This is a genomic window from Actinoalloteichus hoggarensis (genome assembly GCF_002234535.1).
GTDB classification, from domain to species: domain Bacteria; phylum Actinomycetota; class Actinomycetes; order Mycobacteriales; family Pseudonocardiaceae; genus Actinoalloteichus_A; species Actinoalloteichus_A hoggarensis.
Window position 1 is genome coordinate 6,086,443 of sequence record NZ_CP022521.1, and the last position, 25,743, is coordinate 6,112,185.

General features: G+C 71.2%; 19 protein-coding genes. 5 read left to right on the plus strand and 14 right to left on the minus strand.

What is annotated here, in order from left to right; translation table 11 throughout:
- Positions 1-330 precede the first annotated feature (330 nt).
- From AHOG_RS25915 to glmS, 3 genes are all read right to left on the minus strand, one after another.
- Complete coding sequence (locus AHOG_RS25915) at positions 331-1,803, minus strand: NAD(P)H-hydrate dehydratase (protein ID WP_093943646.1); 1,473 nt, start codon at positions 1,801-1,803, stop codon at positions 331-333.
- 372 nt (positions 1,804-2,175) lie between these two features.
- A complete protein-coding gene (locus tag AHOG_RS25920; RefSeq protein WP_093943647.1) occupies positions 2,176-2,592 on the minus strand; it encodes a holo-ACP synthase in 417 nt (138 codons plus the stop codon).
- Between the two features lie 353 nt (positions 2,593-2,945).
- A complete protein-coding gene (glmS, locus tag AHOG_RS25925; protein ID WP_093943648.1) occupies positions 2,946-4,811 on the minus strand; it encodes a glutamine--fructose-6-phosphate transaminase (isomerizing) in 1,866 nt (621 codons plus the stop codon).
- A gap of 187 nt (positions 4,812-4,998) precedes the next feature.
- On the opposite strand from glmS, the gene AHOG_RS25930 reads away from it, so the two are divergent.
- The 3 genes from AHOG_RS25930 (at position 4,999) to AHOG_RS25945 (ending at position 8,076) form a co-directional block, all read left to right on the plus strand.
- Positions 4,999-5,829 (plus strand): dienelactone hydrolase family protein, encoded by an 831-nt coding sequence (locus AHOG_RS25930; RefSeq protein WP_093943649.1) that lies wholly within the window; start codon positions 4,999-5,001, stop codon positions 5,827-5,829.
- Positions 5,830-6,468: 639 nt separating this feature from the next.
- Positions 6,469-7,077: a hypothetical protein gene (locus tag AHOG_RS25940; RefSeq protein WP_157737043.1), complete on the plus strand. Its 609-nt coding sequence runs from the start codon at positions 6,469-6,471 to the stop codon at positions 7,075-7,077.
- A 459-nt stretch (positions 7,078-7,536) separates the two neighbouring features.
- Positions 7,537-8,076 (plus strand): hypothetical protein, encoded by a 540-nt coding sequence (locus AHOG_RS25945; protein WP_093943652.1) that lies wholly within the window; start codon positions 7,537-7,539, stop codon positions 8,074-8,076.
- A 248-nt stretch (positions 8,077-8,324) separates the two neighbouring features.
- Here AHOG_RS25945 and AHOG_RS25950 read toward each other — a convergent pair whose 3' ends face one another.
- From AHOG_RS25950 to eccCa, 11 genes are all read right to left on the minus strand, one after another.
- The gene (locus AHOG_RS25950; RefSeq protein ID WP_093943653.1) at positions 8,325-8,825 is read right to left on the minus strand and encodes a hypothetical protein; all 501 of its coding nucleotides are present in this window, start codon (positions 8,823-8,825) and stop codon (positions 8,325-8,327) included.
- 38 nt (positions 8,826-8,863) lie between these two features.
- Complete coding sequence (locus AHOG_RS25955) at positions 8,864-11,686, minus strand: WXG100 family type VII secretion target (protein ID WP_093943654.1); 2,823 nt, start codon at positions 11,684-11,686, stop codon at positions 8,864-8,866.
- Positions 11,687-11,737: 51 nt separating this feature from the next.
- A complete protein-coding gene (locus tag AHOG_RS25960; protein WP_093943655.1) occupies positions 11,738-12,049 on the minus strand; it encodes a hypothetical protein in 312 nt (103 codons plus the stop codon).
- Between the two features lie 213 nt (positions 12,050-12,262).
- Positions 12,263-13,597, minus strand: coding sequence for a phosphoglucosamine mutase (gene glmM / locus AHOG_RS25965; RefSeq protein ID WP_093943656.1), 1,335 nt, complete (start codon positions 13,595-13,597; stop codon positions 12,263-12,265).
- A gap of 129 nt (positions 13,598-13,726) precedes the next feature.
- Positions 13,727-14,149 (minus strand): 30S ribosomal protein S9, encoded by a 423-nt coding sequence (gene rpsI / locus AHOG_RS25970; RefSeq protein ID WP_221439137.1) that lies wholly within the window; start codon positions 14,147-14,149, stop codon positions 13,727-13,729.
- A gap of 194 nt (positions 14,150-14,343) precedes the next feature.
- On the minus strand, positions 14,344-14,787 hold the full coding sequence (gene rplM, locus AHOG_RS25975) for a 50S ribosomal protein L13 (protein WP_093943658.1): 444 nt from the start codon (positions 14,785-14,787) through the stop codon (positions 14,344-14,346).
- 317 nt (positions 14,788-15,104) lie between these two features.
- Positions 15,105-15,395: a WXG100 family type VII secretion target gene (locus AHOG_RS25980; protein ID WP_093943659.1), complete on the minus strand. Its 291-nt coding sequence runs from the start codon at positions 15,393-15,395 to the stop codon at positions 15,105-15,107.
- Positions 15,396-15,497: 102 nt separating this feature from the next.
- Entirely contained in the window at positions 15,498-15,815 is a 318-nt protein-coding gene (locus AHOG_RS25985; protein ID WP_157737044.1) for a WXG100 family type VII secretion target, read from the minus strand.
- Positions 15,816-15,971: 156 nt separating this feature from the next.
- Entirely contained in the window at positions 15,972-16,373 is a 402-nt protein-coding gene (locus AHOG_RS25990) for a hypothetical protein (RefSeq protein ID WP_093943661.1), read from the minus strand.
- A gap of 136 nt (positions 16,374-16,509) precedes the next feature.
- Positions 16,510-18,474 carry a type VII secretion-associated protein gene (locus tag AHOG_RS25995; RefSeq protein WP_093943662.1) on the minus strand — a complete coding sequence of 655 codons (1,965 nt, stop codon included), beginning with the start codon at positions 18,472-18,474 and terminating at the stop codon, positions 16,510-16,512.
- Positions 18,475-18,527: 53 nt separating this feature from the next.
- Positions 18,528-22,514 carry a type VII secretion protein EccCa gene (eccCa, locus tag AHOG_RS26000; RefSeq protein WP_093943663.1) on the minus strand — a complete coding sequence of 1,329 codons (3,987 nt, stop codon included), beginning with the start codon at positions 22,512-22,514 and terminating at the stop codon, positions 18,528-18,530.
- A gap of 335 nt (positions 22,515-22,849) precedes the next feature.
- Between eccCa and eccD the strand changes: the two genes are divergently transcribed.
- A complete protein-coding gene (gene eccD, locus AHOG_RS26005; protein ID WP_093943664.1) occupies positions 22,850-24,253 on the plus strand; it encodes a type VII secretion integral membrane protein EccD in 1,404 nt (467 codons plus the stop codon).
- A gap of 29 nt (positions 24,254-24,282) precedes the next feature.
- A complete protein-coding gene (mycP, locus tag AHOG_RS26010) occupies positions 24,283-25,689 on the plus strand; it encodes a type VII secretion-associated serine protease mycosin (protein WP_211290496.1) in 1,407 nt (468 codons plus the stop codon).
- Positions 25,690-25,743 lie beyond the last annotated feature (54 nt).

Consider the following 25,743-nt stretch of genomic DNA (forward strand, 5'->3'; position numbering starts at 1 on the left):
GCGACGACCGGGCGTACTCCCCGGGGCCGCCCGACGCCGACACGGGGGCGGCGCGGACTTCACACCGTGGGGACGGCTCCGGCCGGCGGATGCCGTGCGCCTCAGGCCGACCGCTGTTCGCGGACGGTCCCGTGCCGGGCGCTCCGACCGAGGCGAGGTGCGGGCGACTCCGTGCGACGCGGCCGCCGAGGACACGGCTCGCCCCCGGAGAGGACCCGGGTTCTCGGAGGGAGGGCGCTCGGTCCTCGAAGTCCGGCCCCGAACCCCGAGCCGGCACTACCGCCGTGCGAATCAGGCTCGACCACGGCGCGGGCTCAGCCGACAGCGGGCTCAGCCTTCGGTGCGGCGGAATCGGCGGATCGCGGCAGGGACGGCGGCCAACAGGGCGGACGCCCCGATGGGGGCTCCCCGAGCGGCGAGGTCGGCGGCCGTGGAGTGCAGCAGCGCCGCGTTGCCCGCCGCCGACCACGGGTCGAGTCCGGCGGCCAGCAGCGCCCCGATCAGGCCGGTGAGGACGTCCCCGGAGCCTGCCGTGGCCGCCCAGGATCCCCGTGCCTCGTTGACCAGGACACGCCCGTCCGGGGCGGCGATGACCGTGGTGTTGCCCTTGAGCAGGACGACGGCGTCGAACCGCGCCGCGGCGCGACGCACCGAGGCGACGCGGTCGACGCCCACCGGACCGGCCAGCCGGGCGAACTCCCCGGCATGCGGACTCAAGACCAGAGGCACTCCCGGATCACGCAGGTCCCAGAGAGTCTCGTCGTGCGCGAGCAGGGTGATGGCGTCGGCGTCGACGCAGGCGGGCAGGCCCGAGCCGAGGACATGCCGGAGAACCTCGCGGCCCGACTCGCCGGTGCCGATGCCCGGACCGACGGACCAGGCCTGCACCCGTCCCGCGTCGGCGACGGTCCCGGTGACGACCGCCTCCGGCCAGTGGTCCCGCACGACGTCGGCGGCCGGCCCCGCGTACCGCACCATGCCCGAGGTCGCGTGCACCGCGGCCCCGGTGACCAGCACGGCGGCGCCGGGGAAGACGGCGGAACCCGCCGCGACGCCGACCACGCCCTGGCTGTACTTGTCGTCCGTCGGGCCGGGCACCGGCCAGTCTCGCCGCAGATCGGCGGGGTCGAGCAGGGAGAGCTCCGGCGGGCCCAGCGCCTCGGCCAGCCCGATGTCCAGGACGTCGACGCGCCCCGAGTGCGCGACGCCCGCGCCGAGGACGTGACCGGGTTTGAGTCCACCGAAGGTCACCGTGCGAGTCGCCGACACCGCGGGTCCGTCGACCGCGCCGGTGCCGGGGTCGACTCCGCTCGGCAGGTCCACGGCCAGCACCGGAGCCGTGACGGCCGCGACGAGTGCGGCGGCCGCGGGCCGCAACGGGCCGCGAGCCGACAGGCCGACGATCCCGTCGATGACGAGATCCGCGCGCCCGACCACCTCGGCGGCCTCATCCGAGACGACAACCTGACCCGCACCCGCCGCCGACGCTCGGCCGCCCGCCGCGCGCAGCGCCGCCAGCCCGGCCGGATGGGCCCGGTCGGGGGCGAGCAGTACGGCGTCCACCCGCACACCCCGGCGGCGCAGGAACGCGCCCGCCCAGAGGGCGTCGCCGCCGTTGCTGCCCGCGCCGACCAGCAGCGCCACCCGAGAGCCCGCCACCCGGCCGATCCGATCGCGAAGCAGTTCGGCGGCGGCGACGGCGACGCCGAACGCCGCCCGGTACATGAGGGTCGATTCGGAAACGTGCCTGCCGAGTCGCTCCTCCGCCGCCCGCACCTGGTCGGGGGTCCACACTCCGCGCATCCGGCTTCCTTCCTCCCGCGCCGCCTGTCACCACACCTCGAGGATCACGATCACCCATCCTGACGACCGCGGGCCCGCTTCGCACCGGGACGCGGGCGATGCGCGTCGAATACGGGTGATTCGGGGTCGCCGACGCCGGCCGCGCCGCGGGGCGGCGGGGCGCTGAAGCGGCAGGCAGAACACCCGACCGGTCATCGCCCGACCGCGGTCATGGGTCCCCGTGGAGCATCGCCCCGCCGTCGTCGCCCGAGGACGATCGGGCAGGCGACGGCCGCACCGGCGTCTCTTCCCCGTCCGGAGCAGCCCCGTCACCGAATGCGCCGCCATTCCTACGACCGCTCACGTGACAGGGCGGCAGGGACGGCGGCCGCGCTACGACGTCGCCGGTTCGGCGGACTCGTCCCGAGCCGCGGCCCGCTCGTCGCCCTCGGCGACGACGACGGCGGCGGCGAGGTTCGCGTCATGGGTCAACGAGACGTGCCAACGTCGCACCCGCAGGCGCTCGGCATGCCGCGCGAGGACCCCGGTGATCCGCAGCGTCGGCCTGCCGTCGGGTCCGGAGATCACCTCGCAGTCGCGGAAACCGCAGCCCGCCGGGGCGCCGAGCGCCTTGGCCGCCGCCTCCTTCGCCGCGAACCGCGCCGCCAACGAGCGGGCCGTCCGGCGCCCGCCCGATCCGGTGACCCGCTCCTCGGGGCAGAACACCCGGTCGACGAGGTCGGGGGTGCGGGCGAGCACCGCCTCGAAACGGACCACGCCCACCAGGTCGGTGCCGATCCCCACGATCATGGCGGCAAGCCTGCCAGGCTCGACTGGAACCTCGTTCGAGGCGACCTCGTCCGCGCGTCGCGGCGGCCGCGCGGGTCGGGTGCGCGCCGCGCCGTCACCACGGCCGCCGCGTTCGCCATCGGATCGCAGGCGCCGGAGCCGCCGCGTTCACCACGGCCGTCTCGTCGACTCCGCCTCGGGCGCGGAGCGTCGAGGCGCCGCAGGCGGCTCTGGTGCGGATCGCGGACCCGGAACCCGTCGCGCTACCGCGCTCGACATGTGCCGACGAGCAGCGGTGCACCCACCCGCGGCGAGAACGGGACGGCCCGACGGCCTCCCCCGTGGAGCGCGGGAGACCGGCCGAGCGCGGCGACTCACTCGACCGTGACGGACTTCGCGAGGTTGCGCGGCTTGTCGACGTCGTACCCCCTGGCCTTGGCGATCTCCGCGGCGAAGATCTGCAGGGGGACGGTGGACACCAACGGCTGAAGGAGCGTCGACACCGCGGGCACCTCGATGAGGTGGTCGGCGAACGGCCGGACCGTCTCGTCCCCCTCCTGGGCGATGACGATCGTCTGCGCGCCCCGCGCCTGGATCTCCCGGATGTTGGACAGCAGCTTCGAATGCAGCGTCGCCCGGCCCTTCGAGGACGGCATGACGACCACCACGGGCAGGCCCTCCTCGATCAACGCGATCGGGCCGTGCTTGAGCTCGCCCGCCGCGAAGCCCTCGGCGTGCATGTAGGCGAGCTCCTTGAGCTTGAGGGCGCCCTCCAGCGCGACCGGGTAGCCGACGTGTCTGCCGAGGAAGAGCACCGCCTTGGAGTCGGCGAGGCCCGCCGCCAGCTCCCGCACCTGGCCCGCCGTGCCGAGCACCCGGCCGACGGCCTCCGGCATGGCCTCCAGCTCATGGAACTCCCTGGCCACCTCGTCCGGATACTTGGTGCCGCGCGCGCCGGCCAGGGCCAGGCCGACGAGGTAGTTCGCCGCGATCTGAGCGAGGAAGGCCTTCGTCGAGGCCACCCCGATCTCGGGGCCCGCATGGGTGTAGAGCACCGCGTCGGACTCGCGGGGGATCTGGGCGCCATTGGTGTTGCAGACCGCCAGCACCCTGGCCTTCTGCTCCCGGGCGTGCCGGACGGCTTCCAACGTGTCGGCCGTCTCACCCGACTGCGAGACCGCCACGACCAGCGTGTCTCGGTCCAGCACCGGGTCGCGGTAACGGAACTCGCTCGCCAGCTCGACCTCCACCGGAAGCCGGCACCAGTGCTCGATGGCGTACTTGGCGACCAGACCGGAGTGGTAGGCCGATCCGCAGGCCACGACGAAGACCTTGTCGATCTCGCGGAGGTCCTGGTCGGCGAGCCGCTGCTCGTCCAGGACGATCCGGCCGTCGGCGAAGTGGCCGCGCAGCGTGTTGGCGAGCGCCTCGGGCTGCTCCTCGATCTCCTTGAGCATGAAGTACTCGTGGCCGCCCTTCTCGGCGGCGGCCAGGTCCCAGTCGACGCGGAAGGTCTTGGGGGCGATCTCGGCACCGTGGAAGTCGGTGACCCGGTAGCCGTCCCGGTCGATCACGACCGCCTGGTCCTGCCCCAGCTCGACCGCGTTCCTGGTGTGTTCGATGAAGGCGGCCACGTCGGAGGCCACGAAGGTCTCGCCGTCGCCGACGCCCACCACCAGCGGGGAGGAGCGCCGAGCAGCGACGATCATGTCTGGTTCATCCAGGTGGGTGACGACGAGGGTGAACGCGCCCTCCAGCCTGCGGCACACCGCACGCACCGAGGCGGGGAGGTCTCCCTCGGAGTCGCCGCCGTCGACGCCGAGGTAGGCGCGGGCGATCAGGTGCGCGGCGGTCTCGGTGTCGGTGTCGCTGGCCATCTCCACGCCCGCGGACTCCAGCTCGGCGCGCAGCTGGGCGAAGTTCTCGATGATGCCGTTGTGCACGACGGCGACGCGTCCCGCGGCATCGGTGTGCGGGTGGGCGTTGCGATCCGTGGGCGCACCGTGGGTGGCCCACCTCGTGTGCCCGACCCCGGTGTTCCCCTCGAACCTGTCGCGGCCCACCTCGTCGAGGCGTGCCTCCAGGTTGCGCAGCGGGCCTGCCTTGCGCTCCACCGCGAGCCCGCCGTCGACCACGGCGATGCCCGCGGAGTCGTAGCCCCGGTACTCCAGCCTCCGCAGCCCGGCCAATACCACGTCACGTGCCTGCTGATGGCCCACATATCCGACGATTCCGCACACAGCCACAGCGTAAGCCGGCGGCGGCGTGCGTTCCTCGCCTACGACACCCCCGCATCATCGCAGGTAGCACGCCCACTCGGGCCCGTTTTGGTATAGACCAGTCTCGATCAGTCGAGTCCGCCGACGGCGTACTCCGATCTCGGGTCAGCGCGGCCCCCGGCCGTCTGATCGACTACCGTCGTCGTTCATGGCCGCCTCCGCCAAGAAGCTGCTCGCCGAACTGAGCAGACCGGGACCGCATCACGTGCTCTACGGCGACCTCGCCCTGGTCGGCCTGCCCGGCCTCGTCGTCACGCCGCGTCGCGGCTCCGACCTGCCCGCGGTCGCCTTCGGGCACGGCTGGATGCAGCCGTTGCCGCGTTATCGATCGCTGCTGCGGCACCTGGCCTCCTGGGGAATCGTCGTCGCCGCGCCTGCCACCCACCGCGGACCGCTGCCCTCGCATCGGCTCTTCGCCGCCGACCTGCGCACCGCGCTCGACGTGTGCACCGGAGTACGGCTGGGCGACGGGCGGATCAGCGTCGACGCCGACCGCCTCGGCGTCGTCGGTCATTCCTTCGGCGGCGGGGCGGCCGTCATCGCCGCCGCCGAGGAACCGCGCATCCGGACAGTGGTGACCATCTCACCCACCGAGTCACGTCCGTCGGCGGTCGTCGCGGGCGGCGGAGTGCGGGTGCCCGCGCTGCATCTGGCGGGCGGTGAGGATCGGGTCGCCCCGCCGGAGGCCACCGCCGAGCCGCTCGCGCACGGTTGGGCCGGACCTGTCCAGCTCCGCACGCTGACCAAGGCGGACCACCTCGGCGTCACCGAGGGACGGCACTGGAGCGAGTTGCTGATGGACGGCCGCGCGTCCCGAGGCCCTCGGCGACTGGCGACCGCGCTGACGACCGCGTTCCTGCTCCGAGTGCTCACCGGCAACCGCGACATGGACCCGCTGTTGGAGAACGACGTGTCGGGCGCGCGCCTGGAGTTCAGCAGGCGCAGCCTGCCCGTGACGGCACTGGCCGAGACCGGCTGAATCGGCTCGGCCGAGCAGGCTCCTCGGCTCGCCCCGGCTCGGCTCGCGCCACGGACGTCGTGGTGTCCGCCCCGGCCTCCCAGGTCCGGATTCAGCCGGCCGCCGCGACCCGCCCGGCTCGCTCCCGCCTCGACCTCGACGCACGACCGATCGGCGGGCAAGACCTCATGGAGAGGCCGGCGCAGGAATCCGCCACACCGGAGTCCATGCTCCCGCCGCGCCTGGCACGTCGCGGCGGTCGGTCGTCCGCACTGCCCGGAGGTGCGGCCGCCGCGGCGCCTCCCCGAGGCATCGCGACGTGACGGCCCGTCCGGCACCCCGGCGACGCGAGAGACCGCCCGCGCCGCCGGGAGCGACCGGACACGGTGCATCCAGACTCCGTGGTGCGGAGGCCGCGTTCCGTCCCGATCTCGGCACCATGACGATCGAGGCCTCGCCGGACCTCGCCCACACCACACGATCGATAGCCTTGTCCGGTCACGCCTGGCACACCGTTGACGCCGAGTTCGGGGGCACGACATGTCGCTACCACCACAACATCCGCCGGGCCCGCCGATACAGGGACCGGGCGGATCCCGCCCAGGTGGACAGTCGGGGTTCGCGGGCGGGCCGCCACCGCCTGGCCAGCCCGGCGGCGTCATGGGACCGCCCGGCGGTCCCGGACCAGGCGGCTTCGGCCCGCCCGGTGTCTACGGCCCGCCGGGCGGCGGGCTGCCCGGCCAGGGGAACAGACCGCTCGCATCCTGGGGCGGGCCGTCGGTCGGCATGCTGGTGCTCGGCATCCTGCTCGTCTGTCTGGCGGCGATGCCGCTCGCCATCCTCGGCATCCCCGCGATGCTGGAGTGGGGCTCCGCCGGTCTCGGTCTCTTCGCGCCCGCCCCGCTCAGCGGGATCGTCTGCCTGATCGTGATCCTCAGCGCGGCGCTCATCCACCACGGCCGCCGAATCAGTCAGGCGGTGATCATCGGGCTCGGCGGCGGGTTCTCCGGCGTCATCGCCGTCATCGGGCTGATCGGCGATCCGGCGTCCCTGCCGATCTGGCTGTCGGCGAGCGCGGCGGTGGGCACCATCGCCTTGATCGTCCTGCCGCTCGTGCCGCCGCTCTCGCAGGCGGCACGCAAGACCGTCGGCGGGCGGCCCGGGGGCGGCGGGTACCCCGGCGGCGCGCCCCTCGGCCCCGCAGGCCCCGGCACGGGCCCCGGTCCGATGCCGCCCGGAGCACCGCAGCCGCCCATGCGAGGTCACTGACCCGCCTGCCGGGTGGACGGCGGCGACGGCTCGGCGCGAGCAGGGCCGCTCCCAGGTGCGGGCTCACCCAGACGATCGAATCGGCCAGAGCCGACCGGCGGATCAGCAGGAACGGCTGCCTCGAGCTCCCGAGCTCGACCAGACTCGGCGCTCACATCGACGCGACATCAGAGTAGGGAGCGAGACATGTCACAGGCAGGGCCGCCCGGCGGGCCATTTCCGCCTGGTCACCACCCACCGCAGGGCTTCGGGGCACCGGGATTCGGCGGACCACCGAGCGGCCCGATGCCGCAGCAGGTCCCCGGATCTCATCCGCAGTTCGGTCAGCCTGGTCCCGGGCAGCCTGGTCCCGGGCTGCCGCCCCCGGGGATGACCGTCCCGGGCCCGTTCCCATCCGGGCCTCCGCCCGGCCGCGGCGGCCCCCGCAGGCCCACAATCGGTTCGCTGATCCTCGGGATCGTGCTCGTCGCGATCGCGGTGACGCCCGCGGTGGTCTTCAGCAATCTGCTGCTCTTCTTCCCGCTGAGCTGGTTCATGAACGGGTTCACGATGCTCGCGTCGGCGGCGACCGTGCTTCCGCTGCTCGGTGTCACGCTCATCACCCTGATCCGACGCGTCGCCCAGGTGCTGATCGTCCTCGGCGGCATCGGTGTCGGCGTGCTGGTCGGGGTCGTCTTCGGCGGGAGCGCCGAGGCTCCGGACACCGGAGACTGGGTGATGGCCGCCTGTCTGGCGGCGGGCGCGATCGCCCTGATCGTGCTGCCCTTCGTGCCCCCGTTGAGCTGGGCGGCCCAGGGAAGTTCCGCGACGCCGCGGGCCGGCGGCGGGCCGGGCCCCGGCGGGCAGACAGCGCCCGGCGGGCCCAGCTGGCAGGGCGGACCGGGTTGGCAGGGCGGACCAGGTACGCAGGCCGGGCCGGGTTGGCAGGGACACGAAGGCGCGGGGCACGGCATCGGCGCTCCGCCGACTCCCCCGCCCGGTCCGCCGCCGGGTCGGTAGAGGTCGCAGGCTCGCCCTCGCCACTGCTCGACGCCCTCCGACGTCCCGCGGACGGGACCGCCGACCGGCGTCACGGGAGCCGAGGACGACGGACGATCCCTGGATCCTGCCGAGACACAGGCCTGACACCAGTCACGACCACGATGGAGAAGGGGTGTGCCCCTGCCGGCGCACACCCCTTCCGTCTGGTCGAGCCCATCCCGTCAGACACCACGCCTGTCGCCGACCGGGCGGCTCGAACCCGCTGCCTACTGGAGCCAGTTGCCCGCCGAGAAGTCCTCGTCGTCGTCCTCGTCGCGACGTCGACGCGCGGGCGGCCGCTGCGGCACGGGGCCCGGGCGGGCGATCTGCGGCGGCGGAGGGGGTTCGGCCCTCGGCGGAGCAGGATCGGGGCCGGGAGCAGCCTGTTGCCCCTGGTGTCCCGTGCTCGCCGCCTCGGCTGCGATCAGCCGCTCCATCTCGTCGATCTCAGCGGAGGCGTCGCGCATCTCCTCCGCGTCGTAGTCGACGTTGAGCGTCTGCTCCGACTGGCGTCTGCCGAACGGGTCGGCCTGTTGCTTCTCCTTCTCCTTCGCCCACCGCTGTAAGGCGGTGATCCGTTTGCCCCAGCGGTCCGTGGTCTTCTTGGTCGCCTCCGCGGCGTCCTTGTTCATCTGTGCCGACTTGTCGCGGTAGTACTCCCGGTTCTCCCGTAAGGAGCGCAGCCGGGAGTCGAATTCAGCGCGAAGTCGGGCAGCCCTGCCTTCCACCGATCCCCCTCTCCCTTATCACCGGTCGGCCTCTCTGGTCAGTCGTCGTCACCGAGCAGCGCGCGGATTCGATTAGTGGTCTTGGCGGCCTCGCCCGCGTCGAACAGCTCGCCTTGCACACGCCACTGGCTCGCACCGCGTTCCTGATTCTCGCCACCGCCCTGAGCGCCGCCGCCTCCGCCGCCCATTCCGCCTGCCATGCCGCCCATCATGCCGCCGCCCGCGCTGCTCTGGCCGCCGCCCGAGCCCGCCGAATTCAGCTGGCCCGACTGGCCCGGACCGGGCTGGCCGGGCGGGCCGCTGTCAGGCAGCACGCCGAAGCCCGCCTGGCCTGCGGGTGGTGCCTGCGGAGTGCTGGTGGAGGGCGCCGTGCCCGGTGCGTCCGGCTGCGGACCCCACGCGGCGGCGGCACCGCCGCCTGGCGCGAAGCCGTGCGGCCCCGCCGGTCCGGGCATCCCCGGACCGGAGGAGTGGGCGGCCGCCGCCGAGATCCCGGGCGGGCCGTCCTGGCCGCCGCCCGGCGACGGGCCGACGCCCTCCGGAGCGGTGAAGCCGGGCGGGGTGAAGCCCTGCGGCGGACCGAAGCCGCCCCCGCCCGCAGGCATCGTCTGGGGCGGACCGAACGCGCCCGGACCGCCGCCGGGACCCTGCTGCTCGTAACCGCCGGGGCCGAAGGACTGACCCGGGCCGAACTGGGCCTGCTGGCCGGGTCCGCCGAAGCCCTGTGCCCCGATCGGCTGGGCCCGCTCGCCCCCCGGGCTCTGCCACGGTCCCTCGAAGCGAGGTCCGTCGCCGCCGGGTCGGAGGTCCGGCGTCACCTGCTGCGGCATCGTCTGGAAGCCGTCGGGCCGCTCACGCAGACCGTTGCCGACCCGGTCGGCCAACGGATCGCCGCCGCCGCCGAACTCGGTCACGTAGCTGGTCGAGTTGCCCTCGCCGTCCTCGACCGTGATCAGGTATCCGCCCTGACCGCCGGGGGCGGGCTGCACGTTGATGGTCGAGTCGCCGTCCTGGATGACCGCCTGACCGTCGGAGTCCAGCTGGATCGGCCGGGCCGTGCCGTCCTCGGGCCGTTCCCAGCCGGAGACGCCGTCGGGCCCGAACGCCTCGCCCGGCATCGTGCTCGGCGCACCCGGCCCGAACGGCGTCTCCGCGGGCGCGGGCATGGTCTGATACGGACCGGGAACGGTGCCGGGCCCGCCAGGACCACCGGGCATGCCAGGACCGCCAGGCCCGCCCGGGCCGAAGTCGATCTCGTAACTCTGCTTGTCGCCGTCCGGCCCGAGGATCTCCAACTCCACTCGACCGTCGTCGCCGGGCGGGTGGACGATGATCTCGTCGTCGCCGTTCTCGATGGTGACCGGGCCGCCGGGCACCTCCGGGGTCACCCGGAACGGGTCCTCCGGGGTGCCCGTGCCGGGGCTGTCCGGTCCCTGGAGGCCCGGCGGAAGGTCGCCGATCTCGGGCATCGGGCCGGGGTCCGGGACCTCCGGCATCTCGGGCGCCTCGGGGGCGCTGGGCAGCCCACCGGGCGGCAGGTCGGGCATCGAGGGCGCCCCGCCCCCGCCCGCTCCCGCGCCGCTGCCGCCGCCGGACCCGCCGCCGCCCCCGCCCATATCGGGCATGCCGCCGGAGCCGTTGCCGCCGCCGGAGCCGTTGCCGCCGCCGTCGTATCCGCCACCGTCAGTGACCGCGTCGAAGATCTCGGGCCCGATGTCGGCCAGGGCATCGTTCAACTGGCCCCATGCCTCGATGAGCAGTCCGTCGGTAGCGACGCACGCATCATCGAACTGGGCCTTGTGCCCCTCCATCCGAGGAATCAGCCACGCGTTGAGCCACCGGCTCGCCTCGCGTGCGGCCTCCTCCTTGATCGAGTCCGGAACATTGTCCCCGCAGCCGCCGGTATCGTATTGAACACCGAGTTGACTCGCGATCGAGGCCAGCTCCTCGTCATTGGCCTCTTTACGCGCGACGCGGATCAGCAGCTCGACCTGATTCGGCGAATACGCGCCGCCGAGTTCCGTCGCATCCGGCTCGAAGATCCACATGAAATCCGCTTTATAATAGCAGGCCTCCTCGGCCCCCAGTGCGGACGACTCCAGCGTGGTGACCAATTCTTTGAACTTCGTCATGAAGGTATCGGAATTGGTCAAAAAATTGTGAATCTGGTTCTGCGCCTGAGCTGCCGCGCCGCCGGACCAGACCTGCGCCAACGCGCTGCCATGGCCTCTCAAGTTCTCCCTGATCGTGTCCAGCGCGTCATAGACGCCGTTCAAACGGTCAAGCTCAGCCTGAAACCTGCCGAAAGCCACCTCACGCTGCTCGTCATAACTACGGCAGATCGCGTCGTAGTCGAGCGATCCCCCCGCCCAGTCGTTGTACTGCGGGATGAAGTTATGGAAGAACTCCAGACCGACCGCACCCGCGTCGAACATGGGCTTGGAGGTCGAGTCTCCCGACGGGGAGCCGCTCTCGTGCGCGCTCGCCGCGTCGTCCAGGTGGTTTCGATTGCCCTCGCGCCGCTCGAGGGACTCCTGGATCGACCTGGCCTCCTCCATGGACTGGGCGAGGTCGTGTTCTCCGACTCCGGCGTACAGGCCCTGTCCCCACAGGTCGTTTCCGTAGTGCTCGTCGGACTCGACCACCGCGTTGGCCTGTTGTCCCTGGCGCCAGGTCTCGACGGCGCCATGCGCTCCGTGCCGGTCGACGGCTGCCTGCACGTGATCGGGCAGCGGCTCGTCGTCCCGACCGCGATAGCTGCCCGCCCATTCGGCGATGATCTGCTTCCGCAGCGCATCCGGGATACCCGGATCATCGATGATCTGCTGAATCTCCTCATCAGAAGGAGAATCATCTTGCATATTTACGCGCTCGTCTGCCATAGCCAGCTCACTCCACCCTCGTCAGCACCGTCAGCCCAGCCCCTGCATCCGCGCGGCCTCTTCGTCCTCGAGCGCCGAGTAGGTTCGGTAAGACTGCGTGACGTTTTCCGCCAGCGCGCGTGCCTGGCGGGCGTACTCTTGGACGGCCTTCACCAGCTTATCGTCTATGCCCGCGGCATAGTTCTCGCCGTAAGAATGGTACTTCTCGCCCCCGAAATCACTCGGTCCGAGCACGCTCTGCGCCAGCGCGGTGGCCTGCTCGTCGATCGATTCGGCTTCTCCCTCGATCTGTCCACCGATGGACGACATCTCATCCAGAGTAGTCTGGTAATTGTCGCTCATTGGCCCCCCGTCCCATATTCCGCCATGCCGTCAGGTCGACGGGCGCGTCTGTGCTCCGACGTGACGGCCCGATCTTCGGTTCCCAGGATCGCAGGCCTACAGGCGTCGCGGGGGGACACCTTCCAACAACTTGCTAACGCGAAACTGACATTGCCGCCTGCCCCGTGCCTCCGGTGAGAGGCGCGGGGCCGCGTGCGGTCCGACAGGGGTTCGTCAGCCCACCGATGAGACGACGTCGACGAGCCTGCGGGCCGCCGCGTCGGCGATGTCCTGGCTGGTGGCCTCCACCATCACCCGCACGATCTGCTCGGTGCCGGAGGGCCGCAGCAGCACCCGGCCGTTCTCGCCCAGCTCGGCAGACACCTCGGCGACGGCGGCGGCCACCTCGGGCGCCTCGGCCACCGCCGCCTTGTTCGCGACCGTGACGTTGATCAACACCTGCGGCAGGCGTCGCATCACCGAGGCCAGGTGGGACAGCGGCTTGCCGGTGGAGGCCATCCGGGCCATCAGCCGCAACGCGGTCAGCAGCCCGTCACCGGTGGTCGCGTGCGAGGGCAGCACGACGTGGCCGGACTGCTCACCGCCCAGCGAGAGCCCACCCGCCCGCAGCTCCTCCAGCACGTACCGGTCCCCCACCGCCGTGGTGCGCAGCGTGATCCCGTTCTCCCGCATGGCCAGGTGCAGACCCAGGTTGCTCATCACCGTCGCCACCAGCGTGTCCTCGGCCAGCTCGCCCGCCTCGCGCAGGGCCAGCGCCAGCACGGCGAGGATCTGATCCCCGTCGACCAGCCCGCCCGCCTCGTCGACGGCCAGGCAGCGATCTGCGTCGCCGTCATGGGCGATGCCCACGTCGGCCTGGTGCCGCAGCACGGCCGCCCGCAGGTGGTCCATGTGCGTGGAGCCGCAGTCGTCGTTGATGTTGCGTCCGTCCGGATCCGCGTGCAGCGCGACGACCTCGGCTCCCGCCCGGCGGAACACGTCCGGGGCGACGAAGGAGGCGGCGCCGTGCGAGCAGTCCACGACGACCCGCAGGCCGTCCAGCCGCTGCGGCGTGGCGACCAGGAGGTGGTCCGCGTAGCGGCTGTCCGCGTCGGCGACCGGTCGCACCCGCCCGATCGCACCGCCCGTCGGCCTGCGCACCGCCTTGCCCAGCCGGGCGGTGATCTCGTCCTCCAAGGCGTCCGGCAGCTTGTGCCCGCCCTGGGCGAAGAGCTTGATGCCGTTGTCCGGCATCGGATTGTGCGAGGCGGAGATCATCACGCCGAAGTCGGCATCCAGCTCCCCGACGAGATAGGCCACCGCAGGCGTCGGCAGGACTCCGACCAGCAGCACGTCGGTGCCCGCGGCGCTCAGGCCCGCGGTGACCGCCGCCTCCAGCATCTCCCCGCTCGCTCTGGGGTCCCGGCCCACCACGGCGACCGGTCGACGACTCTCCGAATGCTCGGACAGCACCTCGGCCGCCGCCGAGGCCAGGGACAGTGCGAGTTCCGGGGACAGATCCGCGTTGGCGAGTCCACGCACTCCGTCAGTGCCGAAGAGCCGGGCCATGGTCGAAGAAACCTCCTCATCGCGCCGCGCTGAAAGGCGCCGCAGGGATTACAGACGACAACGGGAGCAGCCTTCGCCCTTCGGCGATGACTGCTCCCGCTCACTGCCTGCCCAGAAGCAGGACCCGAATCAGCGCTTGCTGTACTGCGGCGCCTTACGGGCCTTCTTCAGGCCGTACTTCTTACGCTCCTTGGCCCGCGAGTCGCGAGTGAGGAAACCGGCCTTCTTCAGTGCCGGTCGGTCGTCGGCGTCGACCTCGATCAGCGCCCTGGCGATGGCGAGACGCAGCGCGCCCGCCTGGCCGGAGGTGCCGCCGCCGTGCAGGTTCCCGAAGACGTCGAACGCCTCGACCTTCTCCAGGGTCACCAGCGGCTCCTTGATGAGCTGCTGGTGGACCTTGTTGGGGAAGTAATCCTCGAGGGCCTTGCCGTTGAGCTTGAACTCGCCGGTGCCGGGCACCAGGCGAACGCGGACCACGGCCTCCTTGCGGCGGCCGACCGTCTGCACCGGGCCGCTGACGAAGGCGACCGGGGCCTCCTCGTCGTCGAACAGGTGCTCGTCGTCCGACTCGAAGGTCTCGCCCTCGGCGAGCGCGCCCTCGGCGATCTCACCGTCCGCGATCTCACCGTCGGCGACCTCGTCGACCGCGACCTCGACCTCGACGCCTTCCGGCGCCTCGACCGTCTCGTCCTGAACGGCCTCGACGGCGTCGTTCACGTTCTCTTCCGAACCATGTTCTGGGGCGGTCACTTCTCCACCTTGCCGATCTCGAACGCCTGCGGCGACTGCGCCGCGTGGGGGTGCTGGGAGCCTGCGTAGACCTTCAGCTTGCTGCCCATCGCCCGGCCGAGCCGGTTCTTCGGCAGCATGCCCCTGATCGTCTTCTCCAGCAGGCGGTCCGGCTGCTTCTCCAGCGCCTCGCCGAACGTCCTCTTCCGCAGACCGCCGGGGTAGCCGCTGTGGCGGTAGACGAACTTGTCGTCACGCTTGTTGCCGGTGAGGGCCACCTTCTCGGCGTTGACGATCACGACGAAGTCACCGGTATCGACGTGCGGGGCATAGCTGGGCTTGTGCTTGCCACGCAGCAGAATCGCTGCCTGGGTGGCGAGCCTGCCGAGCACCACGTCCTCGGCGTCGATCACATGCCAGGCGCGCTTCACCTCGCCAGGCTTCGGGCTGTACGTGCGCACGGATCTACCTCGTCGTCGTTCGCATCGGAATGGATGGGCTCCAGGATGTTACTGCGGCCCCCTCAGTTGGATGCCTCCGCACCGAGGAACGCGCCGGATCAGCTCTCACCGCGCACCGCACAACAAAGAGGGAAGATACCCGCTGCTGCTTCGCCGGGTCAAAACGACCCCTCCGCACGCAGCGGAACGGGCCCCGCCGCGGACGCCGATCGGCGCCGGGGGAGCCCGTTCTCCGCGGTCGAGCGGGCCGGAGTGCACCCGCTCTGACCAGCCGTCACCGCGCACAGGGCGGCGACGGCCTGCTCATGTCGAACGACTCAGGAGAAGCGCGCGGCGTTGGCGGCCTCACCGGCCTGGTAGTTCTCGGCGGCCGCGGCGAGCGCGCTACCGATGGCCGCGATGGCCTCGCGGAGCTGCTGGGCGCTCTGGTCCCAGCGGCCCTGCACCTCCTGCCAGTTCGCCTGCGCCTGACCTTCCCAGCTGGAGACGATCGGGGCGAGCCGAGACTTCAGGTTGTTCTGGATCTCCTCGGTCTGGTTCCCCGCGTTGGTCACCTCTTCCGAGGCGTTGACGATGGTGGAGAAACTAACCTTGATTGCGCCGCCCATGGTCGTGGGCTCCTTTCAGTGCCGAAGTTCGAGGTCTGCCGAATGCAGCCATGCGGAGACCGCATGGGGTGTCGCGGAAGGTGACGCGGGCGGACCCGACTGTCACAGGCCTTCGAGTCGGCCGCCGAGGCTGCTGATGTTGCTGGACTCTTCCTCTTCCATCCGGGCGTACATCTCGGCCGAGCCCGCCAGGTTCATGCCGATCTCCTCGAGCACCGAGTTGATGCTCTTGCCTGCCGCGTCGGCGGCCTCCATCAGCCGCTCGAACTGCTGGGCCGCAGCGCCCTGCCAGAGACCGGCGACGCCGCCGGCGGTCGACTGGAGGCTGGCGAGGACGGCGGTGATCTCCTCGTTCGCGGAGGCGACGTCGCTGGCCGCGGTGACCATCTCGTCGGTGGTAGTGCCGAAAGCGTCAGCCATCTGAGGGCTCCCCATTCATGCTCAAGTCGATGTGTTCCGTGGTGCGACGCAAAGACTGCCAGATTCGGTTCCGCCTTGTCCGACACTTCGGCGAAGTCGTTGCGCCCGTGAACGCCTGTCGTTGCGCCCGTAAACGATCAGCGTGAAATGCGCAGGTCAGCCGAGTATTCGCTGTTGCGAAAAATCGTCATCCTCGTCTTCACCGAACGTCTGGAGCCCGGCGGGAGAATGTGCTTTCCGAAACGGCGCGGGCATCGCGCGCCTCGCTTCCTCCGCTTTCTGTGCTTCTGCCAACAATTCCTCACCCGAGGGAAGTGTCGGAACGGACAGACCGGCGCCCTCGCGAAACGCCGTCGCGGAGGCTCGCAGTTCCTCGGACGTGACGTCGTCTCGCGTCGGCTTCGCCGCGCGACGATCCACCTTCTCGGCGAGCTCCCGACTGTCGGCGCGGAAGCGGTCGCCCTGTTCCCTGGCCCGCACCGCCGCCTGGCGTCCCCGGCCCACCGCACCGGACACCACGCCGCGCAGCCTCGCCAACGCCTCCTGAGATCCGCTCATCGCCTCAAGCTCCTCGCTCTCCCCGGCCGCGCCGCAGCCGACCGCCTCGTCGATCCGTCTCGTCGATCTGTCTCGCGGCCGTCGTGTGCGGCCGTCCCGACGCAGCGGCCCGCCGCCGTGCCGGACCGGCTCGTTCTCATCTGGTGACCGTCAGACTCTCGACGACCTGTTCACAGGCCTGTGCGACGGCCGTCGCACCCGCCTCGGTGTGCTGACAGCCCACGTTCACCTGGACGTCGCCGTCGAAGTACACGTACCAGTCGACCTCGGCCGAGGACAGCCGCTGTCGATAGTGGACGACCTCCCGGCCCGCGAACCGAGCCGCCTCGTCCAGGCCGGACACCTCCTCGCTGGCCGCGTCATAGCTTCGACGCACCTCGTCGAGGGCCCGTTCCCGGTCGGCGTCGCTGTCGTAGTCCAACAGCCACTCCTCCACGACGATCAGGTCCGTGTCCGGCGGCGAGTCGACGGGTCGGATCTGCACCGAGCGTCGCTGTGCGTCGCCGCCGCTCTGCTCCCAGCCCGTCGGAACGGCGAAGCGGTAGTCGTACTGGGCGATCTCCAGACCGACGCCGAAGGCGTCTCCATCGAACTCGCCGCCGTCGTCCACGCCGGGCTCGCTCGGTTCGCTCGCACCACCGCCGGCGAGCGCCGTGCCGGGATCGCTGCGCCCGTCGGCCAGGAAGAACGCGAGCGCGGTGACGAGACCGGCCAGCACGATCACGCCCAGCCCCACCGGCAGCGCCCAGCGACGCAGCGCCGTCGAGCCGCCTGCGGCGGAGGCCGTCGTCGAGAGCGGCTGCCCGGCGTGCCCTACGGCGGACACGGGCCGCGGCCGGGAGCGGGAGCGGGGCGCGGCGGACGGCGGGATCGGGCGGCCGTCCGACGGACCGGGCAGCGGCGGCCCCGGCGGGGTGCGGAGCATGCCGGCACCCGTCGGAGTGGTCGGGCCCGGCGGGTTGGGCGAACCCACGGGGCCGACGGCGCGCGGCGGTCCCTGCCGAGGGGCGGGCAGCCCGCTGGTGCGTTCCGGATCGAGCGCGGCGGCCCGCAGCGCGCCGCGGGCCACGACGGTCTCCGGCTGGTCCAAGGTGGTGGGCACGACGCCGATCCGCTCGTGCACCAGCCGCGCGACGAGCGGAATCCGGCTGGAGCCGCCGACGAGGAAGACACCGGCCAGGTCGCCCGCCTGGAGCCCCGCGTCCTGTGTCGTGGCGGTCACCAGGTCGACCGCCCTGGTCACGTCGGGCTGGATCAGCCGTTCCAGGTCCGCCCGGGTGACATGGGCGTCCGGGAAGGGATGCGGCATCGGCACATCGGTGAACGTGTGCCGGGATAACGTCTCCTTCGCCCCGCGCACGTCCTGGTGCAGAACCCGGCGACGTCGTCGGTCGGCCAGTTCGCGCCCCGCCACGAGCAGCTGCCACGCGGCCGGGTCGTGCCCGCCCACTTCGACGCCGAGATGTTCCAGGAGCGCCTGATCGATGTCGGCGCCGCCGTAGTCGGGAATGCCCTTGCTCGCCAGCACCTCGAAGCGCGCGCCGCGCCTGCGCACCACGCTGGCGTCGACCGTCCCGCCGCCGAGATCCAGCACCGCCAACGGCCCCACGCCCACCGCGGCCCCGCTCCTGGTGCCCGCGTGGAACACGGCGGCGGCGGCGGGCTCCTCGATCAGGATGAACTCCCGGCCCAGTCCGTGCGCCGCCTGCCGCAGCACCCTGGTGCGCATGGCGCCCCAGTCCGCCGGATGCGTCAGCACCAGCAGATCGACCGGTGCGCCGTCGGCGAGCCTGCGCGCCTCGCCGACCGCCCGGGTCAACACCTCGTGAACCACGTCCAACACCGGCAGGACCGTGCTGCCCAGCAGCAGTTCCCCCTCGTCGATCCGCCGCTTCGGATGCGGCTCGTACCGCGAGGGGTCGATGCCCGCCTGCCGCTCGGCCTCGCGGCCGACGAACAGCGTCCCGTCCACGGCGGCGAACACCGCGGACGGGACGAGCGGCTGACCGTCGACCATCACCACCTGTGGCTCGCGACCGTCGACCGAGATGACCACGCAGGTGCTGGAGGTGCCGAAGTCGACCGCGACGTGCAAGCTCACAAACGTCTCCGCTCGGTCGTCCCCCGGCACCTGTCGAACTCCTGCGGCCGACTCTAGTACTCGGGCTCCACCCAGCCGATCTGGATGAGCTGCTGCCCGGTCCGCCTGCTGACGATGGTGCCTCGGCCCGGCGGCATGGCCGTGGGCTTGATGTTGCCCAGGATGTTCGACTCCTCCTTCGGCCCGCTCATGATGATGCCGGGGCTGGTGACCTCCTTCATCTTGCCGATGATCGGCTCGAAGCCCGCCCTTGTCCCGCCCGCGATGTTGCGGGCCAGGATCAGGTGGAGGCCGACGTCCTTGGCCTGCGCGACGTACGGCGCGAGCGGGGCCAACGGGTTGGCGCCCTGCGGCGAGACCAGCTCGTAGTCGTCGACGACGATGAACAGCTCCGGCCCCTTCCACCAGGACCGGTTCCGCAGCTCCTCCTGGGTGACGTTCGGACCGGGCAGTCGCTTGTCCAGGGACTTCTTGATGTCCGCGACATAGCCCTTCACCTGCTGCGCCGACGCGGCGTACTCCAGCAGGTGGTCGGTCTGGAGGTAGCCGAGCATCGTCCGCCGGTAGTCCACCAGCAGGATCAGCGCCTCCTTGGAGGTGTAGGTGTTGATGATGCCCTTGATGACCGCCCGCAGCAGGTTCGTCTTGCCTGCCTCCCGCTCGGCGAAGGCCATGAAGTGCGGGTCGGAGTCGAAGTCGAGGAAGACCGGAGCCAGCTCGTTCTCATCGACGCCGATCGGGACCAGCTTCTTGCCCGCGGGCTGCTGGAACGCCGGGATCTCGGCGTAGGGCAGCAGCTGCGGCAGCAGCCGGACCTGCGGGGCGGGCTTGCCCTTCCAGGCGGCGGTGACCTTGGCGACCGCGTCGGCGACGCCGTTACCGATGTCGCCCGCGTCGCTGACGGCGTCGACCCTGGGCAGCGCGGTGAGGAAGTGCAGCTTCTCCGGTGAGAGCCCCCGGCCGGGGATGCCCTGCGGGACGTTGACCGCCACCCGGCGGTCCACCTCGGACTCGCTGGTGTCACCGAGCCGCAGCTCCAGCCGGGTGAGCAGCAGATCCTTCAGCGCGGGACGGACCTCCGCCCAACGGTTCGCGGCGACGATGATGTGCACGCCGTAGGACAGGCCCTGGGCAGCCAGCGTCTGGACTTGCTTCTCCAGCGCGTCGAACTCGGTCTTGAAGTTCAGCCAGCCGTCGATGATGAAGAAGACGTCACCGAACGGATCGTCGGCGGCCTCACCCTGCCGCTTGCGCGTGCGGTAGTCCGCCATCGAGTCGACGTTGAGCTGCGCGAAGCGGGCCTCCCGCGCCGTGATGATCCCGCTGATCTCGGCGAAGGTACGCCGCACCGTGTCCGGGTCCCGCCTGCTGGCCACGCCGCCGACGTGCGGCAGCCCCGCGAGGCTGCCGAGCGTGCCGCCACCGAAGTCCAGGCAGTAGAACTGGACCTCCTGCGGCGTGTGCGTCAACGCCATCGACATGATCAGCGTCCGCAGCAGCATCGACTTGCCCGCCTGCGGGCCGCCGACCACCGCCGCGTGGCCCTTGCCGCCGGAGAGATCGGCCCAGAGCAGATCACGTCGCTGGTCGAACGGCTTGTCGACGAGGCCGAGGGGGACGGTGAGCCTGCCGTTGCCGTAGAACCCGACCGGGCTGAGTCCTCGGTCCTCGGTCTGCGACAACGGGGGAAGCAACTGGTCGAGCGACGGCGGGTCCACCAACGGCGGCAGCCACACCTCGTGGGCGGGCGGCCCCTGGCCGACGAGCCTGCCGACGAGGACGTCGAGGCTGCTCGGCTCGTCCGCCTTCTCCTCCTTCTCCTCCTTGACCTCCTCGACCTGCTGCACCGGCTCCTGGGGGATCTCGATGTAGTCGGGCACGAACAGCTTCGGACGACGGTCCGCCGTGACCGGGGCCGAGGACGGGCCGACCTGGATGCCCGCGGGCCGGTACGGCCCGGAGACGTAGGACGCCTTGAAGCGCACCATGCTCGTCGTGTCGAACTTCAGATAGCCGGAGCCGGGAATCGACGGCAGCTCATAGGCGTCGGGCACGCCGATCGCGGCCCGCGACTCGGACGCGGAGAAGGTCTTCAGACCGATGCGATAGGACAAGAAGGTGTCCAGACCGCGAAGCTTGCCCTCCTCCAGTCGCTGCGAGGCCAGCAGCATGTGCACCTGGAGCGACCGGCCGACTCGACCGATCTGCAGGAACAGGTCGATGAAGTCCGGCTTGGCGACCAGCATCTCGGAGAACTCGTCGATACAGATGAACAACGCGGGAAGCGGATCGAGATCGGCGCCGTTCTCCCGCGCCTTCTGATAATCCCAGACGTTCTTGAAATTGCCCTTGTGCAGCACTTCCTGCCGCCGGGCCATCTCGCCCGCGATGGCGTCCTTCATCCGGTCGACCATGGTCAGGTCGCCCGCGAGGTTGGTGATCGTCGCGGCGACGTGCGGCGCCACGTCCAGGCCGGAGAACGTCGCACCACCCTTGAAGTCGACCAGGATCATGTTGAGGGTGGTCGAGGAGTGCGTGGCCAGCAGGCCCAGCACCAGGGTCCGCAGGAACTCGGACTTACCGGAACCGGTCGCCCCGACGCACAGGCCGTGCGGCCCCATGCCGCCCGCGGCGGCCTCCTTGATGTCGAGCTCGACGAGCTGTCCGTGCTCGCCGACGCCGAAGGCGACCTTGTACCGGTCGCGCACCGGGCGGGGCCGCCAGGCCTCCTGGACGTCGAAGGTCATCGGGTCGCCGGGGATGCCCGCCATCTCCAGCACGCCGGGATTGGACAGCAGGGGCTCGTCCTCCTCCTCCTGCTGCTGCGCCGCGCTGATCCGGTACGGGGCGATCCGCCTGGCCAGCGCCTCCGCCTCGGCGAGGCTGAGGCCGTCCGGGGCGCCGAACCACTCGACGCCGCCCGCGCCCTTCGCGCCGAGGCGCTCCGCCTCGACCACCATGCGCAGCCCGCGGCGGGAGGTCAGGTTGCCCAGCGAGTCGGAGAGGTCGAGCAGGGTGACGCCGACCAGGCCCTCCTCCATGAGGATGTGCTCCTCACGGCTGACATCGCCGTCGTCGATGACGATGACGATGTGCGGCTGATCGGGCTGCACCGGCGCGTTGCGGCTGAACCGCTGACGATCCCTGATCTGATCGGCGAGCCAGGCCTCGATCTGACCGAGCGAGCCCGCCATCATCCGGAGCTGCCCGATGCCGTCGGTGAGCGTGGGGTGCTGCGCGTGCGGCAGCCACTTCACCCACTCCCACTCCTGCTTCGTCTTGCCCGCCGCGACCACGGCGATCAGCACGTCCTCGGGGCTGTGGAAGGTGGCGAGCTGGGAGAGCAGCGCCCGCGCCAGCGGCCGGGTGTGTTCACGTTCGCCGTTGAGGCCGATCGCCGCGAAGCCGCGCAGCGAGATCGCGATCGGCATGTCGGGCAGGATCGAGTGGCCCCGGACGAAGCGGCGCAGGGCCAGCGTGGTGAGCGGCTCCAGTTCGTCGACCGGCCCGGTCTGCGGCGGGACGAGCCGGGTGGACAGCCGTTGCGGGCCGCGCCCGGACCGGAGCTGGCAGAAGTCCGGGTCGTTGGTCCGGCGTTCCCACAGCCTGCGACTGCTCGCGGCGATGGACCACAGCGCCTGCGGATCGGGGTGGCTCCACTCGCGGGCCGCCCGCTGCTCGTCGGCGGCCTCCCGCGCACGATCCCGCATCTGTCCGAGGTACCGCAGGTAGTCCTTGCGGTCCTCGTTCATCTCGGCCTTCTTCTGGGCCTGTCCGTTCCCGCGACCACCCGCCATCATCCCGATGGTCGAGATGAGGAACATGCCGCCCATCATCATCATCATGGGGCTGCGGCGCACCATGAACATGAAGGCCATCATGCCGATCGAGGCCACGATCATGATCACGGGCAACAGCTTCTGGATGATGTTGCCGGGAATGGTCCTCGGCACCTCGGGCGGCGGTTCGAGATGCACCTCTCCGCCGGGGAGCCTGGGGGCCGCCAGCCGCGGCGACCGCTTGAACCTCAGCGTGCTCACCGAAGACGCACCTCTCGAACTCGATGTGGTGTTTGTCGCTCGACGACATCCGATGGGCTCGACGAACGACCGGACGACGTGATGGGCGACGAGCCGCATACATTCTGATCGTTGTCTTCGAACTCCCGGACGCGAGCCTGCCGGTGCCGCCATACTAGGGTCGCTCGGCGACGGACCGGGGCGGTTTCGAACAACCAGACCTTAATGCCCGCCCCGGGCGGGAAGTGAGCGACGACAGTCTTCCGGCCTGCCACTCGGCGGCCGAGGAGCAGCCGCGATCATCGCGATGCCGCGCCGCAGGAGACTTGGACCGACGACAAGACCAGGAGACTCAAGTGGCGACCGGTACGACGGTGTTCAGCCGGGTCACGGTGGTTGCGCCGAAGACACGCATCGATGTGGCGCTGCCTGCCGATGTTGCCGTGGCCGACATCCTCCCGATGCTGCTGGAGATGGCCAAAGAGGTCACCCCGGACGGCGGCGCTCGGCACGGCGGCTGGTGCCTGACCAAGATGGGCGAGGGTCCGCTGACCCCGAATCGCACCCTCGCCTCCCTCGGTGTGGTCGACGGGGAGATCCTGCAACTGCGGCGTCGGGTCGACAATCCGCCGCCGCCGCTCTACGACGACGTCGTCGACGCCATCTCGGACTCCGACCCGAACAGCTTCCGGCCGTGGACGAAGGAGACGGCGCACCGGCTCGGGCATCTGGCCGGCGTGCTGGCCCTGCTCGGCGCCGCCGTGGCGGTCTTCCTCGCCGGCCCGGCCAACAACCTCGCCGCCGCGATCACGGGCGGCGTCGCGGCGATCGCCGCCATCAGCCTCGGCACGGTCATCGCCCGCGTCTATCGCGCGGTGACCACCGGCCTGCTGATCGCGGCGGCGGGCGGCCTCCCGATGGCCTTCGTCTCCGGCTTCTACATCGTGCCCGGCGCCCAGCCGCGCCCGGCCTTCCTGCTGGCCTTCACGCTGATCCTGGTCGCCTCGGCGGCCTGCATCATGCTGCTGGGCACCGGCATCACCGTGTTCGTCGCCTCGGCGACCGCGGGACTCTTCGGCACCATCGCCTTCTTCATCGCGACCTTCGTCGACCACCCCGCCCCCGGCATCGCCGCGGGCGCGGCCGCGGTCGGCGTCGCGACGATCTCGCTGCTGCCCCGCATCACCATTCAGCTGGCCAAGCTGCCGCTGCCGCAGGTGCCGGGCAACGCGGAGGACCTCAAGGAGGACGGCGGCTTCCCGGATTACGCCGTCATCGAGCGCCGGTCCGGTCTCGCCCACGAGTACATGACCGGCATGATCATCGGCTGCGGCGCCACGGCGGCGGTCGGGTCGGTCATCGCCGCGAGCTCCGAGACCATCTGGGGGCCGATCTTCGGCGTCGTGGTGGCGATCGTGCTGCTGATGCGGTCGCGGACCTACGCCAACGGCGTCCAGGCCATCGCCCTGCTGATGTGCGGGATCGCGACCTTCGCGGGGCTCATGATCGGCTGGCTGATGCTCAGCGCGGGCGACACGCTGACGCTGCTGCTGTGGACGATGAGCAGCCTGTTGGCGCTGGCGGTGTCGGCCTTCGTCTTCGGCGTCGTCTTCCCCGAGCAGAAGTTCTCCCCCGTGCTGCGTCGCTCCGTCGACATCTTCGAGGCCGTGATGATCGCGGCCGTCATCCCGTTGGCGCTGGCGGTGATGGATCTCTACAGCACGTTCCGGCACCTGATCCAGATCGATCTGGGCTTCTAGTCGATGGGCTCGCGATGACCTCCACCCGCATGACCCGACGTGTCTCGGCCGCCCTCGCCGCCGGGCTGCTGGCCGTGGGCCTGCCGCTGGCCGGGGCGCCCGCGTACGCCCAGCAGTCGGACACCGAGGACACGATCACCGACGCGGCGCGGTATCCGCCGCCGGACCCGGCCCTGGTGCCGACCAATCCCGGCCCCGGCGGCGGCGATCACGCGCAGTTCGAGCCCGCCATCCAGTGCATCCAGCCGAACGGAAGCCTGCCCTCGGATCTCCAGCAGACTCCGTGGGGACAGATGTTCCTGCGGATCGACGAGGCGCAGCAGTACGCGACCGGCGCGGGCCAGAAGGTCGCGGTCATCGACACCGGCGTCAGCGTGCACCCTCGGCTCGCGGGCCGCGTCGAGGGCGGCGGCGACTACATCGCGAACATGGACGGCCTGAGCGACTGCGACGGCCACGGCACGATCGTGGCCGGGATCATCGCGGCCGCCGAGGACCCGGTGACCGGCTTCAAGGGCGTCGCGCCCGACGCCGAGATCCTCTCGATCCGCAACGTGTCCCACTTCTACGGCCACGTCGACCGGTTGGAGGACGACGCGATCCAGGCGGGCAACCTGGACACGATGTCGCGGGCGATCGTGCTCGCCGCCGACCGGGGCGCGACGGTGATCAACCTCTCCGAGACCGCCTGCGTCGTCTCCAGCTACCCGAGTGACCAGTACACGGAGCGGCTGCGGGCGGCGATCGACTATGCCGTGGAGCGCGACATCGTGGTGGTCGCCGCGGCGGGCAACCACAACTCCGACGATCCGAGCTGCGCGAACCCCAACACGCCGAACTCGCTGCAGAACCACACCTTCCCCGGTGTCTTCCCCGAGGTGCTGACGGTCGGGTCCATCGGCGGCGACGGCGCGATCTCCGACTTCTCCATCCAGGGCGAATGGGTGGACATCGTGGCGCCCGGCGAGGACATCATCTCGCTGGACCCGGCGGGCGGAGCCACCTCGCTGGCCAATCAGGTCGCCAGCTCCAACGGCGAGCTCGGGCCCATCGAGGGCACCAGCTTCTCGGCGCCCTACGTCGCCGGGGTCGCCGCGCTGGTGCGCGAACGCTACCCCGACCTCAGCGCACAGCAGGTCATCGATCGGCTGGTCAACACGGCACAGCACCCCGGCGGTCTCGAAGGCCACAGCTTCGGCGTCGGCTACGGCGTGCTCAATCCGGTGGCCGCGCTGACCGAGGTCCTTCCCGAGGAGCACGGCATCCAGCCCGCCGAGCCGCGGCAGGCACGCAACGAACTGCCCCCGATGGCCCCGTTCGACTGGACGCCCACCGTGGTGGCCGTCTCCGGCGCGGGCGGCGGCCTCGTGCTGCTGGGGATCACGCTCTTCATCGTCCGCGCCGTCCGGCATACCCGGCAGGGCAGCGAGGCCTGAGCAGGGCCGGAGCAGCCTGAACAGCGTGAGGGGCGGTCGCCATATCGATGGCGA

Coding starts and splice junctions, on each gene's coding strand:
- AHOG_RS25940 (WP_157737043.1), top strand. CDS start 6,469: ATGGGACCGCCCGGCGGTCCCGGACCAGGCGGCTTCGGCCCGCCCGGT.
- glmM (WP_093943656.1), bottom strand. CDS start 13,597: ATGGCCCGGCTCTTCGGCACTGACGGAGTGCGTGGACTCGCCAACGCG.
- AHOG_RS25980 (WP_093943659.1), bottom strand. CDS start 15,395: ATGGGCGGCGCAATCAAGGTTAGTTTCTCCACCATCGTCAACGCCTCG.
- AHOG_RS25955 (WP_093943654.1), bottom strand. CDS start 11,686: ATGCAAGATGATTCTCCTTCTGATGAGGAGATTCAGCAGATCATCGAT.
- mycP (WP_211290496.1), top strand. CDS start 24,283: ATGACCCGACGTGTCTCGGCCGCCCTCGCCGCCGGGCTGCTGGCCGTG.
- AHOG_RS25915 (WP_093943646.1), bottom strand. CDS start 1,803: ATGCGCGGAGTGTGGACCCCCGACCAGGTGCGGGCGGCGGAGGAGCGA.
- AHOG_RS25990 (WP_093943661.1), bottom strand. CDS start 16,373: ATGAGCGGATCTCAGGAGGCGTTGGCGAGGCTGCGCGGCGTGGTGTCC.
- AHOG_RS25985 (WP_157737044.1), bottom strand. CDS start 15,815: ATGGCTGACGCTTTCGGCACTACCACCGACGAGATGGTCACCGCGGCC.
- AHOG_RS25930 (WP_093943649.1), top strand. CDS start 4,999: ATGGCCGCCTCCGCCAAGAAGCTGCTCGCCGAACTGAGCAGACCGGGA.
- AHOG_RS25960 (WP_093943655.1), bottom strand. CDS start 12,049: ATGAGCGACAATTACCAGACTACTCTGGATGAGATGTCGTCCATCGGT.
- AHOG_RS25920 (WP_093943647.1), bottom strand. CDS start 2,592: ATGATCGTGGGGATCGGCACCGACCTGGTGGGCGTGGTCCGTTTCGAG.